Origin of the sequence: Pantoea sp. EA-12 (assembly GCF_030053355.1) — a bacterium.
GTDB classification, from domain to species: domain Bacteria; phylum Pseudomonadota; class Gammaproteobacteria; order Enterobacterales; family Enterobacteriaceae; genus Pantoea; species Pantoea vagans_C.
In genome coordinates this window covers 88,279-104,956 of the sequence record NZ_JASGBY010000018.1, presented here as the reverse complement: position 1 = coordinate 104,956, position 16,678 = coordinate 88,279, and the positions used below count along the sequence as shown (strand labels likewise).

The window sequence follows — 16,678 nt, the reverse complement described above, 5'->3', positions numbered from 1 at the left end:
GGGGCAGTTCGCGGCCGACCATGGATGGTCATCCGCGAACGGTCCGTCCGGCACGACGTGGAAGTCGAAGGTACCGCGTCAGCGGCGCGAGGACGGCCCAGAGGGGGCAGTAGTGGCGGCAGAGCCCGCACTGAAAAGAAAGGCCGCTTATCAATAAACAGCCTGAGTACTTAACTGACGAGCATTACGCAATTTATTGCGCGGTAAATTGCGCCGCTGCCGATATGGATTAAGCGCAGGCCTTAGCGAGCCCGTAAACACATCCCCTTATTACTATTCCGCATAACACACCGTTTTTTATTATTTGTTGCAATCACACCAACTTCATAACATGGACGAAACAGGGCAGGAAACAGGAGAAAGGGTGTGAATTTCCAGCAACTTAAAATTATACGCGAAGCGGCACGTTGCGAATTCAACCTGACAGAAGTGGCGAATACGCTATTTACCTCGCAATCCGGGGTCAGTCGCCATATTCGCGATCTGGAAGATGAACTCGGCGTCGAGATCTTCATTCGTCGCGGCAAGCGGCTCTTAGGGATGACCGAACCGGGCAAGGCGCTGTTAACCATTGCTGAACGCATCCTCGATGAAGCCGGAAAGGTACGTCGCCTGGCGGATGTGTTTACCAATGAAACCAGCGGCGTGTTAACCATCGCCACCACGCACACTCAGGCCCGTTATAGCCTGCCTCGCGTGATTAAAGCGTTTCGTCAGCTCTACCCGAATGTGCGTCTGGAGTTGAATCAGGGATCGCCGCAGGAAATTGTCACCATGCTGCTGGCCGGTGAGGCAGATATTGGCATTGCCTCCGAGCAGCTGGTGAATAACAGTAGCCTCGCGGCCTTCCCATGGTTCAGTTGGCATCACTCATTGCTGGTACCGCACGACCACGAACTGTTGCAGCATCAGCCGGTGACGCTGGCCAGCCTGAGCCGCCATCCGTTAATCACCTATCGTCAGGGGATTACCGGTCGTTCACGTGTGGATCGTGCTTTCCAGGCGGCTGGCATCAAACCCGATATCGTCCTCAGCGCACAGGACTCGGACGTGGTGAAAACCTACGTTGAGTTAGGGCTGGGTGTGGGTATTCTGGCTGACCAGGCTTGTGACATCTATGATGGCGAAGATTTGGTGAAAATCGATACCCATCACCTTTTCGATGCCAACACCGTGTGGCTCGGTTTGAAGCGCGGTCAGCTGCAGCGCAACTATGTTTGGCAGTTCCTTGAGCTATGTAATGCCAATCTGTCGCTGGAGGAGATCAAACGTCAGGCGCTCTCTTACGAAAGCGAAGCCGAGCCGGCCATCGATTTCCAGATTTAACCTGTCAGGTCGTCATTCGTGGCGACCTGATACAGCATAAAATTTCTTTTCCCGCCGCAAAACACACACCTGCTTTGATTCCATCCCACAGAAAAACATCCTGCGCTGTCGCGTCACGATAAAGTGAAATGAACAGGACACAGGGGATGAACATGTCGAGAATTCAGTTGAAAGATGCACAGTTATTGCGCCAGCAGGCGTTGTTTGGCGGACGCTGGCAGGATGCGCACGCGGGGGCCACGCTGCCGGTTGTCGATCCCGCCACTCAGCAGCAGATTGCCACCATTCCCGCCTTAGGTGCGGCCGAAACCGAACAGGCGATAGATTATGCTGAGTCGGTGCGCGTCAGTTGGGGTAAAACCCCCAATGCCACCCGTGCGGCGCTGCTGGAAAAATGGCATCAGCTGATTCTCGACAACGCCGATGATTTGGCGATCATCATGACCGCCGAACAGGGCAAACCGCTGGCTGAAGCCAAAGGTGAAGTGCTCTATGGAGCCAGCTTCGTGAAGTGGTTTGCCGAAGAAGCGCGCCGCATCTATGGCGACACCATTCCGGCACCTAGTGAAGATCGCCGTATTCTGGTGTTAAAGCAGCCGGTGGGTGTCGCGGCAGCGATAACGCCGTGGAACTTCCCGATTGCGATGATCACTCGCAAAGTGGCACCTGCGCTGGCCGCAGGCTGTCCGATCATCGTCAAGCCTTCTGAACTTACGCCTCTCTCTGCACTGGCACTGGCGGTGCTGGCAGAGCGAGCGGGCTTCCCTACCGGCGTGTTGCAAGTGCTGACCGGGCTACCGACAGAGATCGGCAGTACACTCACGGCCAGCCGCACGGTGCGCAAGATCTCCTTTACCGGTTCTACCCGTGTGGGACAGCTATTGATGCAACAAAGTGCCGATAGCATCAAGCGCCTCAGCCTGGAGCTGGGCGGCAATGCACCACTGATTGTGTTTGATGATGCCGATCTGGATGTCACCATCCCAGGCGTGATGGCGAGTAAGTTTCGCAATGCCGGACAGACCTGTGTCTGCGCTAACCGTATTCTGGTGCAGCGCGGCATCTATGAGCGCTTCAGCGAAAAACTGCTGGCAGCGGTCGCCACCTTGAAAGTGGGTGATGGCTTTGAGCCGGGCAGCACCATAGGTCCGCTGATTAACGATCGTGCCGTCGAGAAGGTTAACAGCCATATCGATGATGCGCTCAGTCAGGGTGCAACCTTGTTACACGGCGGCATCGGTGCGCCAAACGGCACTTTTGTCGAGCCGACCGTGTTGGGCAATGTCACCAGCACTATGCGTATTGCGCATGAAGAAACCTTTGGTCCGGTGGCACCGTTATTTGTTTTCGATACCGAAGAAGAAGCGATTCGCATAGCGAATGACACACCTTACGGGTTGGGGGCGTATTTCTTCACTGAGAATATAAGGCGTGCCTGGCGCGTGGCGGAGTCTCTGGAATTTGGCATGGTCGGTTTCAATACCGGTGCCATTTCATTAGATGCGGCTCCTTTCGGTGGAATTAAATTATCCGGATTAGGGCGTGAAGGATCGCGCTATGGAATTGAAGAGTATCTGGAGCAGAAAACATTCCATATCGGGAGTTTGTAAAACACCACCGCGCGACAAATCGCGCCGCTACAAATATGTGCTAACCCGTAGCGGCGCAATTCATTGCACAATAGTGCAAAAAAATTAAATTTAATAAACAGCGCCGATCGCCTCAGGTTATCGGCGCTTTTTGTTTTGTGCGCGCCGTCATACTTTTCCCACTCATCCCCGTTTTAGTGCAAGTTTCATGCGAGTTGCACCGCTGCGATGCACGAATTTTGTGAGGTAAATCATCTGTTTATTCCTTCGGCAATTCCGCAAAATTTCGCTCAACAATACGGCAGAAAATTTTTTTGGCGTGTTTTTTACGCATTTTTATTTTTCACTGGGCTGGCATACTTTCTGCATTAGCTTATTAACGTGACAGATAAATGTGGTGCAAATCGTTAATTGGCGCACATGTGATGGGTGTAACAAATAAGGAATTTTCCATGTTAAGTTTCGACCCTGAAAAAGTTTCTCTTCCTTTAGGCCATTATATTGGTGGCCAACATGTCACCACACAAGGTGCGCGTTTCGCCGTGAAACGCCCGTCCGATGGCAAGGTCTATGCCGAGCTGAGTGAAGCGCAGTCGGAAGACGTGGACCGCGCCGTGACCCTTGCACATCACACCCTGAAATCCAGCGGCTGGCGCAGTTGCTCACCGCGTGAACGTGGCAGGGTGTTACGTCGCTGGGCAGACCTGATTGAAAACGACCTGCTGCTGGCACAGCTGGAAGCGCTGGGTTCGACGCGCCCGATCAGTGATGTCGTGCAGCATGAAATTCCGTTCACGGCAGAAGCTATCCGCTTCTACGCCGAGTGCGCAGATAAATACAGTGGCGACCTGTTCCCGACGCAAGAGAGCAGTCTCGGCATGTTGATTTCAGAGCCGTATGGGGTGATTGGCGCGATTACGCCGTGGAATTTTCCGCTGTCGATGGCGTCGTGGAAATGCGGCCCGGCGCTGGCAGCAGGTAATGCGGTGGTGCTGAAGCCATCCGAGCTAACGCCGTTCTCCACGGTGCGTATGGCGGAGTTGGCGGTGCAGGCCGGATTACCCGCCGGCGTACTCAACATTGTGCAAGGTAGCGGGGCGGTAACGGGCAGCGCGCTGGTAACACACCCGCTGGTACGTAAGGTTTCCTTTACCGGATCGACCGTGACAGGCGCACGCATTATGAGCGATGCCGCGCAGCACGGCATGAAGCCTGTGACGCTGGAACTGGGTGGCAAAAGCCCGCAATTAGTCTTCGATGATGCAGGCGATATTGATGTGCTGGCACAACGTATTTTACGCGGTTTCACCGCGAACGGCGGTCAGGCATGTGTGGCAGGCACCCGTCTGATTGTACAGCGTGCTATCGCCCAACCTTTGCTGGAACGTTTAGTGGCCCTGTGCCAACAACCGCGTCCAGGTGTGACCTGGCAGGACAGCAGCCGCTATGCGCCATTGATCGATGAACGCCAGGGAAACAAGGTGGCTTCCGTGATTGCCGAGGCCAAAGCGCAGGGCGCGGAAGTGCTGGTAGGTGGCGAGCGCTTTGCTGATACCGATGGCGGTTGGTTCTGGCAGCCTACGCTGTTGTGCGGTGTGGCGGCAGACAACCCGGCGGTACAGCAGGAGATTTTCGGCCCGGTACTCACTGTGCAGGAGTTCGATAGCGAAGAAGAGGGCCTGGCATTAGCAGCGCATGAAACCTATGGCCTGTGCGCAGGGGTGCATACCCTCAGCCTGCCGCGGGCGATGCGGGCGATGCGGGCCATTGAATCGGGCACCGTATGGATTAACCGCTACGGCCGCTCCGGCGATTTTATTATTCCCACTGGGGGCTTTCTGGGCTCCGGTATTGGCAAGGATCTGGGACGTCAGGCATTTCAGGCCTGCCAGCGCCAGAAGAGTGTATTAATCGATTTCTAAATTCACGTATCAGATAACGACGAGGTCGCGTCATGGCACTGTTTAAACCGAAATTCATCACCTTTGATTGCTACGGCACCCTGATTAATTTTGATATGGCAGGAGCAGCAGAGCGCTGCTTCAAAGATCGCGTGTCACCGCAGCAGATGCTGGCATTCACCACGGATTTCGCCATCTACCGCCGCGATGAAGTGCTGGGTGCGTGGAAGCCTTATTACGATGTCGTGAGCGATGCACTGCAGCGCACCTGTAAAAAATGGGGCGTGCAGTGGAGCCAGGCTGACAGTGATTTTATCTACACCGACTGCGCCACCTGGGGGCCGCATCCGGATGTCCCTGCCGGGCTGGCAAAAGTGGCGAAAGAGTTCCCGCTGGTGCTGCTGACTAACTCAATGGACGATTTGATCCCGCATCACGTGCCACGTCTCGGTGCGCCGATCCACATGACCATCACCGCTGAAGAAGTGGGTGCGTACAAGCCGCAGATGAAAGGCTTCGAATACATGCTGGATAAGCTGAACTGTGGACCAGAAGATATCCTCCATGTCTCCTCAAGCCTGCGTTACGACCTGATGACCTGCTACGACATGGGCATCAAGAACAAGGTGTGGGTCAACCGTGGTCACGATCCGGCCAACCCAGCTTACGAATATACCGAGATTAAAGATATCGGCGGTCTGCCCGCTGTGGTTGGACTCTAAGCCCGGAGGCGGCGATGAAACTCGAATCATTCTGGCAAGACACTGCACCCGCTTTCACCGGTGCCGCCAGTGGCGCACTGCCCGCGGTCGCGGATGTGGTGGTGATTGGCGGTGGCTTTACCGGCGTCTCCACGGCACTCAATCTGGCACGCAGCGGCATCAACGTGGTGCTACTGGAGCGTGGCGAAATGATGAGCCAGGCCTCGGCGCGTAACGGTGGCCACTGCAACACCGGCGTGGCGCAGAACTTTGCCTCGCTGGTCGAGAGCCAGGGCATCGAGCAGGCCAGCCGCTTTTATCGTGCGTATGACGATGCGGTGAGCTATGTCGAGCAGCTGGTGCGAGAAGAGCAGATTGATTGCGATTTCCGCCTGTGCGGCAAACTGAAGCTGGCCAGCAAGGCGTCGCATTTCCCCGGCCTGCGCAGTGCATGGCAGTTGATGCGTGACACCGTGGATCCGGAAATCGAGCTGATCAGTCAGGATGAGATTCGTCGTGAAGTGGGCAGTGACAGCTTCCATGGCGGTTTGCTGCAGAAACGCGGCGGCCAGATGCACATGGGCAAGTTTGGTATTGGCCTGGCCAATGCGGCTGCGCAGGCTGGCGTGAAAATCTTCCCGCACCATGCGGTGACAGGCTTAACGCGGCTGGACGGCCACCGTCATCGCGTCACCACCGCCAAAGGCGAAATTATTGCCGAGAAAGTGATGATGGCGACCGGCGTCTCCAACGAAGGACCTTTCCCGTGGTTCCAGCGCCGTATTGTGCCGGTCGGCAGCTTTATCGTGGTGACAGAACCGCTGGGCGACGCGTTGATCGAGCAGATATTGCCAAAAGACCGTACTTACGTCACCTCACTGAATATCGGCAACTATTTCCGTACCACTGCCGATCGTCGTTTGGTGTTCGGCGGGCGGGCGCGTTTTGCCGTCAGTAACCCCACTTCAGATACGCGCAGCGGTGAAGTGTTGCGAGCCGCGATGACCGCGTTGTTTCCTCGGCTGGGCAAAGCGCGCATCGACTACTGCTGGGGCGGCATGGTGGATATGACCGCCGATCGACTGCCCCATGCCGGTGAGCACGAAGGCGTGTTCTATTCACTCGGTTACAGCGGCCACGGCACGCAGATGTCGGTGTGGATGGGCCGTGTGATGGCTGACTTACTGGCCGAAAAACGCAACGAAAATCCGTGGCAGCGCGACGCATGGCCTGCGCTGCCGGGTTACCACGGGAAACCCTGGTTTTTGCCTCTCGCAGGGCTGTATTACAAGGCTAAGGATCGGCTCTCCTGATCGCTGGTTATGGCAAAAAGCGCGATGAATCGCGCCGCTACACGCGTTCAAACCGTAGCGGCGCAATGTATTGCGCAGTGCCTGGCGTTACCCGCAGCCAGTGATAATTGATGAATCAAACAACTTTTCATATTGAGGGTGTGCAGATGAGTAAATTCGATAAAGAGTCTGACGCTGTGAATCCGGCCCTGACACGCATGCTGACCGAAGGGTCCATGTCGCGTCGTGGCCTGATGAAGTTGTTGTCTGCCGGTGCCGTGATGAGCAGCGGCTTGATAGGTTTTCCGCAAATGAGTTTTGCGGCAGAAACGCCGGTCAAAGGCGGCAAAATGCGTGCTGCCATGTCCAATGCTTCAGCAACGGATACGCTTGACCCGGCCAAAGGCAACAACAGCGGCGATTACACCCGTCAGTTTATGGTTTATAGCGGCTTAACCGAGCTGGACAAAAATCTGGCGGCGCAGCCTGCGTTGGCAGAATCCATTGAATCCAGTGATGGCATCACATGGCAGATCAAACTGCGTAAAGGTGTGACCTTCCACGACGGCAAACCGCTCACGGCCAAAGACGTCATTTACTCATTGAGCCGCCACAAAGATCCGGCTGTCGCTTCCAATGCCTTTAAGCTGGCCGATCAGTTCAAAACTTTCACCGCCGTTAATGACAACGAAATCACGCTGGAACTGAGCAGTGCAAACTTCGACGTGCCTTTCATGCTGGCGAGCGCACCGTTCCTGATCGTGCAGGATGGCACCAAAGACTTCAGTAAAGGCATAGGCACCGGACCATTCAAACTGAAAGAGTTCTCGCCAGGCGTACGTTCTGTCGGTGTCAAAAACCCGAACTACTTTAAGCCGGGCTTGCCGCATCTGGATGAGATCGAACTGCTGGGCGTGACCGATCAGGCGGCTCGCGTCAATGCCTTAATGTCTGGCGATCTGCATGTGGTTTCGACCCTCAGCGCCGCTGACTGCAAACGTATCAAAGCCACCAGTGATTTTGCGGTGCTGGAGAGCAAATCAGGGATGTATACCAACCTGATTATCCGTACTGACATGAAGCCAGGCAGCAATGAAGATTTCGTGCTGGCAATGAAATACCTGCAACCACGCGACATTATCGTGAAAACGGTTCTGCAGGGCTATGGCGATGTCAGTAACGATACGCCAGTCCCGCCGTGGCATCCGCTGTACAACGCTGATTTAAAACCGCGTCCGCTCGATGTCGAGAAAGCCAAGTTCCACATTGAAAAAGCCGGTATGAAAGGTGCAACGGTGGAGATTATCACCACGCCAAACATTGAAGGCGCAGTGGAAGGCGGTCAGTTGATTCAGCAAGTTGCGCGCAATTCCGGCCTGAAGATCAACGTGCGCCGCGTGCCCTATGACGGTTACTGGTCAACGCACTGGACCAAAGATCCTGTGGGTTACGGCTCAATCAACCCGCGCCCAACACTGGACATGTTGTTCTCGCAGTTCTACCTCTCCAGCGCCTCAAACAATGAGTCGGGTTGGAAGAACGAGCAGTTTGATCAGCTGGTGGTCGCCGCACGCGGCGAGCGCGATCAGGGCAAGCGTAAGCAGATGTACGGCGATATGCAGAAGCTGATTTACGATCACTGCGGCACCATCATCCCGACCTTTATCAGTACCACCGATGGCTACAGCAAGAAAGTCGGCGGCATTGAGGCTTGGCCAAGCGGCATGATGATGGGCTATCGCTTCCATGAGTTCGCCTGGCTGAAAGCTTGATTTATCACCCGTAAGAGGAGGTCGCCGATGAACCGATACATGTTGTTCCTGATTGCCCGGCGCGTAGGTGCCGGCATCCTGACCTTGCTTATCGTCTCGGCGGTGGTGTTTTTTATCACCAGTCTGCTGCCTGGCGACGCCGCGCAGATGATTCTGGGGCAGAACGCCACGCCGGAAACGGTGGCGGCGTTACGCCAGCAGTTGGGTCTCGACCAGCCGTTGCTGGTGCGTTACTTCAGCTGGCTAGGGGGCATGCTGCACGGTGATTTTGGCACCTCGTTCGCCAGTCATCTCCCGGTGACGCAACTGGTGGCGCAGCGCATTCCGGCCACATTCGAACTGGCGGCGATCACAACGGTGATTTGTGTGCCGCTGGCGTTGGTTATCGGCATTCTTGCTGCGATGAAACGGGGCTCGGCGCTGGATCGTTTCCTCGTAATCAGCACCATGGCCACGGTGGCGGTGCCGGAGTTTCTGGTGGCGACAGTGGCGGTGCTGATCTTCGCGGTGAAACTGCATTGGGTGTCGGCGATGTCGTTCGGCAGCCCGGATATGGATCTGGTCAGCTACCTGAAAGCCTATGCGTTGCCGGTGATGACACTGTGCTGCGTACTGGTAGCGCAGATGGCACGTATGACGCGTTCGGCGATTATCAACCAGCTCGACAGTCCCTATCTCGAAATGGCGCTGCTGAAAGGGGTGTCGCCGTTGCGTGCGGTCCTGCGCCACGCGCTGCCAAATGCGGTGGGGCCGATTGCCAACGCGATTTCGCTGAGTCTGTCGTATCTGTTTGGCGGTGTGATCATCATCGAATCGATCTTTAGCTACCCAGGGCTCGCCAGTGCGCTGGTGGATGCGGTCAGTAACCGCGATCTCCCGGTTGTGCAGCTGTGCGTGATGATGTTCGCCGCCTGTTATCTGGTACTGCTGCTGATCGCGGACGTGCTGACCATCGCCTTTAACCCGAAATGGAGGAGCTGATGAATAACTTACTGCTTCCTGTACGTCTCTTTCAGTCGCTCTCGGTATCGGGTCGTATTGGCTTACTGATCTCACTGTTCTGGGTCGCGATGGCGCTGTTCGGCAACCAGCTGGCACCGCATAACATCGACGATATTGGCGGTGGCCCGATGTTGGGCGGGATGACGGCCGATAATCTGCTGGGAACGGATTACCTCGGTCGCGACATCCTGAGCCGTATTCTGTACGGCGCAAAATTCTCGATTGGTCTGGCACTCACCGCCGCTTTAGGTGCCAGCCTGATCGGCACCTTGCTGGCGTTGCTGGCTGCGGTAGCGGGGCGCTGGCTGGAGGAACTGCTGGGCCGCATTAACGATGCGATGCTGGTGCTGCCGGGCAAAGTGCTGTCACTGATGATTGTGGCGGTATTTGGTTCTTCGCTGCCGATGCTGATCCTCACCGCAACCTTTACCTACTGGCCGGGCGCGTTTCGTATCGCCTTTGCCATGGCCAGCAGTCTGCGCAATATGGATTATGTCCGGGCCTCGCGCTTGCGGGGTGAAAGCCGCTGGTACGTCGCCATCCACGACATCCTGCCCAATATGGTGCACCCGATGTTAACCGACTTCGGTCTGCGTTTTGTCTACATCGTACTGCTGTTGAGCGGCTTGAGCTTCCTCGGCTTGGGTGTTCAACCGCCGTATGCCGACTGGGGTACGCTGGTTCGTGAAAACTTGCAAGGGCTGTTCAACGGCTCGCCTGCGGTGCTCATGCCCGCGGTGGCGATTGCCAGCCTGACCATCGGCGCCAACCTGTTTATCGACAGCCTACAGCAGATGCGCCCGCTGACGCTGGCGAAGGAGGGAGCATGAACGTGACACCCCATACCGCCATGCCGGTGATTTCAGTAGAAAACCTGCGAGTCACCGCAGAGACCGACAAAGGTGAAGAGATTGATCTGGTCTCCGATATCCGTTTTACCGTGCAAAAAGGCGAAGTGCTGGCGCTGATTGGTGAGTCGGGTTCCGGGAAAACCACCATCGCCATGGCCTTGATGGGCTATGCGCGCCATGGTTGCCGCATTGCTGACGGCAACATTCACATGGCGGGCACCGACGTGCGCAGCTTGTCGCCCGGCCAGCTACGGGAATTTCGTGGTAACAAGGTGGCTTATATCGCTCAGAGTGCGGCGGCCTCTTTTAACCCCGGCATGCGTATTCTTGACCAGGTGATCGAGCCGGTGGTGATCCACGGCACCATGAAGCGCAAAGCGGCAAAAGAGAAGGCGATAGCGCTGTTTCGTGAACTGGCGTTGCCCAATCCAGACACCATTGGCGATCGCTTCCCGCATCAGGTTTCAGGTGGGCAGTTACAACGCCTGATGACCGCGATGGCGCTGATTGGCGATCCTGATGTGGTGATCCTCGACGAACCGACCACCGCACTGGATGTCACCACGCAAGTTGAAGTGTTGAAAGCGTTTCGCCGCGTGGTGGCGCAACGTGGCGTGACGGCGATTTATGTCAGTCATGATCTGGCCGTGGTGGCGCAGATGGCCGACCGTATTCTGGTGCTGTTGCGCGGAAAAATGGCCGAATACGGCACCACCGAAACCTTGATTGGTGCACCGCAGGCAGAATACACCCAGCTGTTGATGGATGCGGCACGTCAGAAAGAGCGTGAAAGTAGCTGGACCTGTGCCGAAGCGGATGTGCTGCCACTGATGGAAGTGCGCGATCTCAGCGCGGGTTATGGCCCGCGTGACAAAGAGGGTAAGCCGAAAACGCTGATACTCGAAGACATCAACCTGAAGCTGTGGAAAGGGCAGGCGATTGGCATTATCGGCGAGTCGGGTTCGGGTAAAACCACGCTGGCCCATGCCATTGCCGGGCTGAATGCACCGAGTCACGGTCACATCTTGTTCAATGGTCACTATATCAATGGCGACATGCACAAGCGTCCGGATAACGAGCTGCGACGTATTCAGTACGTATTCCAGATGGCCGATACCGCGCTGAACCCGGCGCACAGTGTTGAGCGTATCCTTTCACGTCCGCTGGCGCTGTTCCACGGCTTGAAAGGGGCCGATCTGCAGCGCCGCCTGCATCAACTGTTGGATCTGGTCAAACTGCCGCGCACTGTGCTGTGGCGACGCCCATGGGCGCTGTCGGGGGGGCAGAAGCAGCGTGTCAATCTGGCTCGCGCGCTGGCAGCCGAGCCGGATCTGATCCTGTGCGATGAGGTGACTTCCGCGCTGGATACCGTGGTGGCAGCGGCGGTACTGGATCTGATCAGTGAACTGCGCCGCGAGCTGGGACTGTCGGTGCTGTTTATCAGCCACGATATGCACGCGGTACGCGCCGTGTGTGACGATATCGTGGTGATGAAATCAGGCCGTATTGTCACGCAGATCGCCCGTGCGGATTACGACAAGCCCACCAGCGAGCTCTATTTCGAACGTTTGAAACGGGCGGTGCCAGAGCTGCGTCAAGGCTGGCTGGATGAGCATGAAGAAGTGTTGAAAGCGGAGTAGGTGCGGGATGTTTCCCTCACCCTAACCCTCTCCCAAGGGGAGAGGGGACCGCTCTCTGCGGCCATAAAAATAGAGCAAGTATTCATCATCGCACCGGTCAGTTCCCTCTCCCAAGGGGAGAGGGGACCGCTCACTGCGGCCATAAAAATAGAGCAAGTATTCATCATCGCACCGGTCAGTTCCCTCTCCCGCTTGCGGGAGAGGGCCAGGGTGAGGGCATTAAGCCACACCGCACCAATACAAATAATATGAGGTAGTCACCCTATGCCTGCACCGATTCGCTATGTACAGGACAGTGCAAATTTCCCGGAATCCGCTGATGTGGTGGTGATCGGTGCCGGTATTGCCGGTTCAGCTGCCACCTGGGAGCTGGCGAAACAGGGACTCAAGGTGGTGCTGATCGAAAAAGGTCTGGTTGGTGCAGAGCAGTCGAGCCGCAACTGGGGCTGGTGCCGACAGCAAAATCGTGATGAGCGCGAACTCCCGCTGATCATCCATGCCTTGCAACGTTGGGGTGAGCTGGCAGCTGAAACCGGTGAGGATCTGGGTTTTCGTCGCAGTGGGCTGGTGTACGCCACGCGCGTTGAATCGGATATTGCCGCCTGGGATAAGTGGAACCAGATGGCGAAAAACTACGGCGTAAAAAGCGACATTCTTACCGCCGCTCAGGCCAAAGCCATGACGCCGGGCAGCACTACCGCGTGGCTCGGTGGCGTTTCATCGCCCACTGATGGTCACGCTGAGCCGCGTCTGGCCGCGCCAGGATTGGTCATCGGCGCACAGCGTCTCGGTGCGCTGGTGTTTCAGCAGTGTGCGGTACGTGGGTTGGATATCGCGGCAGGTGCGGTCAGCGGCGTCTGGACTGAGCGCGGCCTGATTAAAACCACCCGCGTGATTTGCGCAGCAGGGGCATGGACCTCGATGTTCTGCCGTCGCCACGGTATCGACCTGCCGCTCGGCAACGTAATCGGTACGGCGTTTCGTACGCAGCCGCTCGAACAAGCGATCGGTATGCCGCTCTATACCCCCGGTTTTGCCTGTCGTCCGCAGATCGATGGCAGTTACACGGTGGCGGTTTCCGGGCGTGGACGTCTGGAGCCGGGTGCCCAGGGTATTCGCTACGCGCGTCAGTTCTATCCCACCTTTAAGAGTCGGCGTAAGAACCTTAAAGTGAACCTCGGTCTTAAACCCTTTTTCACCGGACCAGAAGCGTTGGGAGGATGGGCATTCGACCGTGAATCACCGTTTGAGCGCATGCGCATTCTCGATCCCGCAGCAGATGCGAGCATCGTGCAGGAAGGGTTAGCCGCGATGCGCAAAGAGTATCCGGCTCTCGCCAACCTCAAACTGGCGCAAGCGTGGGGCGGCATGATTGATAGCACTCCAGATGCGATTCCCGTGATCTCCACGGTGGCCAAATTACCGGGGCTGGTGCTGTCCGCTGGCTACAGTGCGCATGGCTTTGGTATCGGACCTGGGGCAGGTCGGCTGGCGGCCGATCTCGCGACCCACAACACACCGGTGGTCGATCCGACCCCGTATCGTTATTCCCGCCTGGTGGATGGCAGCGGCCTTGACGCACCAGGCATGATGTAAGGAGCAGAACATGAGCATCAGATTACGTGCCATGACGCAGGACGATATTGAACATGGCTATGCCATCACTCAACAATTGAAGTGGCCGCATCGCCGCGAAGACTGGCAGCAGGCGCTGGCATTAGGTGAAGGCGTGGTCGCCGAAGAACAGGGTAAATTTGTCGGCAGTGCCTTTGGCTGGCGCTGGGGCGATAGCGCCGCCACCATTGGTCTGGTGGTGGTGAACCCTGACTGCCAGGGGCGCGGTATCGGTAAACAACTGATGCTGGCAGTGATGGAAAAATTCCCGGATTGCTGCATTCGCCTGCACGCGACTGAAATGGGTCAGGGGCTGTATGAAAAGCTCGGTTTTGTGGTTACCGGTGCCATTCAGCAGCACCAGACGCGCGAACTGGCGGCTGAGCCGGCCGTCAACCTGCCGACCGGCCTCACGCTGCGCAACGCGCAAGTGGGGGATGTGGAAGGGCTGACTGAACTGGACCATCAGGCACACGGCATGTGGCGCGCGCCACTGATCAATACCTTGATTGCCGAGCACCAGACGGTGTTACTGCAGGATGCGCAACAGCGGGTGCATGGTTTTGCCAGCCTGCGCCGTTTTGGTCATGGCTGGGCGATTGGTCCGGTGATTGCACTGAATGTGGACATCGCACAGGCGCTGATCTCCGCCCTGATGCAGGGCTTACGCGGCGAGTTTGTTCGCATCGATACCGACAGTGCGTTGCCGCTGGCGAGCTGGCTGGAAAGTATTGGTTTGATCAAAGTGGATGCACCTACCACCATGTATCGGGGAATGCCGTGGTCACCGCAAGCCGGTGAGATGCAGGCGTTTGGGTTGATGACCCAGGCGATGGCCTGATGCATATCGTCTATAAATCCGAAGCGACACGCGGCGCACACTGGCAGCGTTGGCTGGCCAAACATGCACCGGATGTGCAGATGCATATCTGGCCGGATGTGGGTGACGCAGAGCAGGTTGAACTACTGGTTGCCTGGCAGCCGCCCGAAGATGTGATGGCAACCTTCCCGAATCTGAAAGCACTGCTGTCCGTGGGTGCGGGCGCAGATCAGTTCGATCTCAGTCAGCTTCCCGCTGAGTTACCGGTGGTGCGCATGATTGAACCCGGACTGACGCAAGGCATGGTGGAGTACGTCACCTTTGCTGTGTTGGGGCTGCATCGTGATATGCCGCGCTATTTCCAGCAGCAGCGTGCTGCGCAGTGGCAAACCCATCCGATCCGTACCGCAAATCAGCGTCGGGTTGGGGTGATGGGCTTGGGGGAACTCGGTCAGGCATCCTTACAGCAGTTGGTTTCTTTAGGCTTTGACTGCGCCGGCTGGAGCCGCACGCCGCGTGACATCGCGGAGGTACGTTGCTGGCATGGCGCAGATCAATTGGGCGAGTTTCTCGCCCACAGCGACATTCTGGTGTGTCTGCTGCCGCTCACGGAGTCCACGCGCGGTTTACTCAATGCTGAACTGTTTGCGCAGTTACCCAAGGGAGCGGCACTGGTGCAGGTGGGGCGTGGCCCGCAACTGGTTGATGACCATCTCCTCACGGCGCTGGACAGCGGGCAGCTGAGTGCGGCGGTGATCGATGTCACCGACCCCGAACCTTTACCGCCAGAACATCCGTTCTGGCAGCACCCTGCTATCTGGCTCACACCGCACATTGCCAGCCAGACGCAAACCGACAGTGCAGTGGCGGCACTGCTGGATAATCTGCGCCGCTATCAACGCGGCGAACCGATGGTCGGCCTTATCGATCGCAAACGGGGATATTGAGATGCAGCTGGAACAGTTAGTCGCTCTGCGGCGGGATTTGCACGCCCATCCCGAGCTGGGATATCAGGAAACACGCACCAGCAGCATTGTGGCGCAACTGCTGGAGGAGCACGGCATTGAGGTGCATCGCGGTCTGGGCAAGACCGGTGTGGTCGGTGTGCTCAAACGCGGTAGCGGCTCACGCATCATCGGCCTGCGTGCCGATATGGATGCACTACCGATGCAGGATAACGGCACCCAAGCCTGGAAAAGCGTGCATGCCAATGTCTGCCACGCCTGTGGCCATGACGGCCATACCGTGATGCTGCTCGGTGCGGCGATCCAACTGGCGCAGCAGGGGGATTTTGACGGCACGCTGGTGTTTATCTTCCAGCCCGCCGAAGAGGGCTTAGCGGGCGCGAAAGCGATGATCGACGATGGCCTGTTCCAGCAGTTTCCCTGCGATGCGGTGTTTGCCCTGCACAACTGGCCTGAACTGCCACTGGGCGAAGTGCAGACGCGTCCGGGTGCGATCATGGCGGCGGCCGACCGTTTCGATATCACCGTGAAAGGGGGCGGCGGACATGCCGCGCAGCCGCACCTGACGCGTGACACCCTGCTGGCCACCAGTGAACTGGTGGTGCAACTCAACACGCTGGTGGCACGTGCGCTGGATCCCTGTGAGCCGGGCCTGTTGACCGTCACACGCATGCAGGGCGGTTTCTCACACAACATGATCCCGGCGGAAGCCAGCATCACCGGCACGGTCAGAACCTTTAGCCCTGCCGCGCAGGACATCATTGAAACGCGCCTGCGTGAGATGGCGCAGCATGTCACGGCGGCACACGGTTTACAGGCGGAGGTGAGCTATCTGCGCTACTACCCGGCCACCGTGAATAACAGTGATGTGGCGCGACTGGCACTGGATGCACTTGGCGAAGCCGGTATGCCCGCACAGCAGGCCAAACAACCGGCTCTGACTTCGGAAGATTTCGCCTTTATGCTGCAGGCGAAACCCGGTGCTTACCTGTGGTTGGGTTCGGCTCCCAGCCTGCCGTTGCACCACTCCTCTTACGACTTTAATGACGCGGTGATCCCACACGGTATTCAGGCACTGACGGCAATTGCCCGCCATGCGCTGCGTGCAGAATTTCCCGGCTGAATGGCAGAAGATTTTGACAGGAAATGCCGCTGCAGTAGTGATTACAGCAGCGTGAGAAACCAACGGGTTGCGATACTTGAGC

General features: G+C 57.2%; 13 protein-coding genes. All 13 read left to right on the top strand.

The genetic code is table 11. The features are described 5' to 3' along the window. Positions 1-366 precede the first annotated feature (366 nt). Positions 367-1,326 carry an HTH-type transcriptional regulator Cbl gene (gene cbl, locus QMZ30_RS22015; RefSeq protein ID WP_039336659.1) on the top strand — a complete coding sequence of 320 codons (960 nt, stop codon included), beginning with the start codon at positions 367-369 and terminating at the stop codon, positions 1,324-1,326. Positions 1,327-1,478: 152 nt separating this feature from the next. Further along, a complete protein-coding gene (locus QMZ30_RS22010) occupies positions 1,479-2,936 on the top strand; it encodes an NAD-dependent succinate-semialdehyde dehydrogenase (protein ID WP_283228960.1) in 1,458 nt (485 codons plus the stop codon). A 431-nt stretch (positions 2,937-3,367) separates the two neighbouring features. Continuing rightward, the gene (locus tag QMZ30_RS22005) at positions 3,368-4,837 is read left to right on the top strand and encodes an aldehyde dehydrogenase family protein (RefSeq protein WP_283228959.1); all 1,470 of its coding nucleotides are present in this window, start codon (positions 3,368-3,370) and stop codon (positions 4,835-4,837) included. 32 nt (positions 4,838-4,869) lie between these two features. Beyond that, the gene (locus QMZ30_RS22000; protein ID WP_283228958.1) at positions 4,870-5,538 is read left to right on the top strand and encodes a haloacid dehalogenase type II; all 669 of its coding nucleotides are present in this window, start codon (positions 4,870-4,872) and stop codon (positions 5,536-5,538) included. 14 nt (positions 5,539-5,552) lie between these two features. Then, positions 5,553-6,830 carry an NAD(P)/FAD-dependent oxidoreductase gene (locus tag QMZ30_RS21995; RefSeq protein WP_283228957.1) on the top strand — a complete coding sequence of 426 codons (1,278 nt, stop codon included), beginning with the start codon at positions 5,553-5,555 and terminating at the stop codon, positions 6,828-6,830. A gap of 146 nt (positions 6,831-6,976) precedes the next feature. Further along, entirely contained in the window at positions 6,977-8,581 is a 1,605-nt protein-coding gene (locus tag QMZ30_RS21990; RefSeq protein ID WP_283228956.1) for an ABC transporter substrate-binding protein, read from the top strand. A gap of 27 nt (positions 8,582-8,608) precedes the next feature. Next, on the top strand, positions 8,609-9,562 hold the full coding sequence (locus tag QMZ30_RS21985) for an ABC transporter permease (protein ID WP_283228955.1): 954 nt from the start codon (positions 8,609-8,611) through the stop codon (positions 9,560-9,562). Further along, on the top strand, positions 9,562-10,413 hold the full coding sequence (locus QMZ30_RS21980; protein ID WP_283228954.1) for an ABC transporter permease: 852 nt from the start codon (positions 9,562-9,564) through the stop codon (positions 10,411-10,413). Before QMZ30_RS21985 ends, QMZ30_RS21980 begins: the two co-directional genes overlap by 1 nt. Continuing rightward, positions 10,410-12,074 carry an ABC transporter ATP-binding protein gene (locus QMZ30_RS21975; RefSeq protein ID WP_039336673.1) on the top strand — a complete coding sequence of 555 codons (1,665 nt, stop codon included), beginning with the start codon at positions 10,410-10,412 and terminating at the stop codon, positions 12,072-12,074. Before QMZ30_RS21980 ends, QMZ30_RS21975 begins: the two co-directional genes overlap by 4 nt. A gap of 264 nt (positions 12,075-12,338) precedes the next feature. Next, positions 12,339-13,670 carry an NAD(P)/FAD-dependent oxidoreductase gene (locus tag QMZ30_RS21970; RefSeq protein ID WP_283228953.1) on the top strand — a complete coding sequence of 444 codons (1,332 nt, stop codon included), beginning with the start codon at positions 12,339-12,341 and terminating at the stop codon, positions 13,668-13,670. A gap of 10 nt (positions 13,671-13,680) precedes the next feature. Next, the gene (locus tag QMZ30_RS21965; protein ID WP_283228952.1) at positions 13,681-14,529 is read left to right on the top strand and encodes a GNAT family N-acetyltransferase; all 849 of its coding nucleotides are present in this window, start codon (positions 13,681-13,683) and stop codon (positions 14,527-14,529) included. Continuing rightward, entirely contained in the window at positions 14,529-15,455 is a 927-nt protein-coding gene (locus QMZ30_RS21960; protein WP_283228951.1) for a 2-hydroxyacid dehydrogenase, read from the top strand. The genes QMZ30_RS21965 and QMZ30_RS21960 overlap by 1 nt, the downstream gene beginning before the upstream one ends. Positions 15,456-15,462: 7 nt before the next feature. Next, positions 15,463-16,596 (top strand): M20 aminoacylase family protein, encoded by a 1,134-nt coding sequence (locus QMZ30_RS21955; RefSeq protein WP_283228961.1) that lies wholly within the window; start codon positions 15,463-15,465, stop codon positions 16,594-16,596. Positions 16,597-16,678: the final 82 nt, after the last annotated feature.

What these genes read in the sequence shown, in the direction of transcription:
- QMZ30_RS22005 (WP_283228959.1), top strand. Translation starts at nt 3,368, where the DNA reads ATGTTAAGTTTCGACCCTGAAAAAGTTTCTCTTCCTTTAGGCCATTAT.
- QMZ30_RS21970 (WP_283228953.1), top strand. Translation starts at nt 12,339, where the DNA reads ATGCCTGCACCGATTCGCTATGTACAGGACAGTGCAAATTTCCCGGAA.
- QMZ30_RS21960 (WP_283228951.1), top strand. Translation starts at nt 14,529, where the DNA reads ATGCATATCGTCTATAAATCCGAAGCGACACGCGGCGCACACTGGCAG.
- QMZ30_RS22010 (WP_283228960.1), top strand. Translation starts at nt 1,479, where the DNA reads ATGTCGAGAATTCAGTTGAAAGATGCACAGTTATTGCGCCAGCAGGCG.
- QMZ30_RS21980 (WP_283228954.1), top strand. Translation starts at nt 9,562, where the DNA reads ATGAATAACTTACTGCTTCCTGTACGTCTCTTTCAGTCGCTCTCGGTA.
- QMZ30_RS22000 (WP_283228958.1), top strand. Translation starts at nt 4,870, where the DNA reads ATGGCACTGTTTAAACCGAAATTCATCACCTTTGATTGCTACGGCACC.
- QMZ30_RS21995 (WP_283228957.1), top strand. Translation starts at nt 5,553, where the DNA reads ATGAAACTCGAATCATTCTGGCAAGACACTGCACCCGCTTTCACCGGT.
- QMZ30_RS21990 (WP_283228956.1), top strand. Translation starts at nt 6,977, where the DNA reads ATGAGTAAATTCGATAAAGAGTCTGACGCTGTGAATCCGGCCCTGACA.
- QMZ30_RS21965 (WP_283228952.1), top strand. Translation starts at nt 13,681, where the DNA reads ATGAGCATCAGATTACGTGCCATGACGCAGGACGATATTGAACATGGC.
- QMZ30_RS21975 (WP_039336673.1), top strand. Translation starts at nt 10,410, where the DNA reads ATGAACGTGACACCCCATACCGCCATGCCGGTGATTTCAGTAGAAAAC.
- QMZ30_RS21985 (WP_283228955.1), top strand. Translation starts at nt 8,609, where the DNA reads ATGAACCGATACATGTTGTTCCTGATTGCCCGGCGCGTAGGTGCCGGC.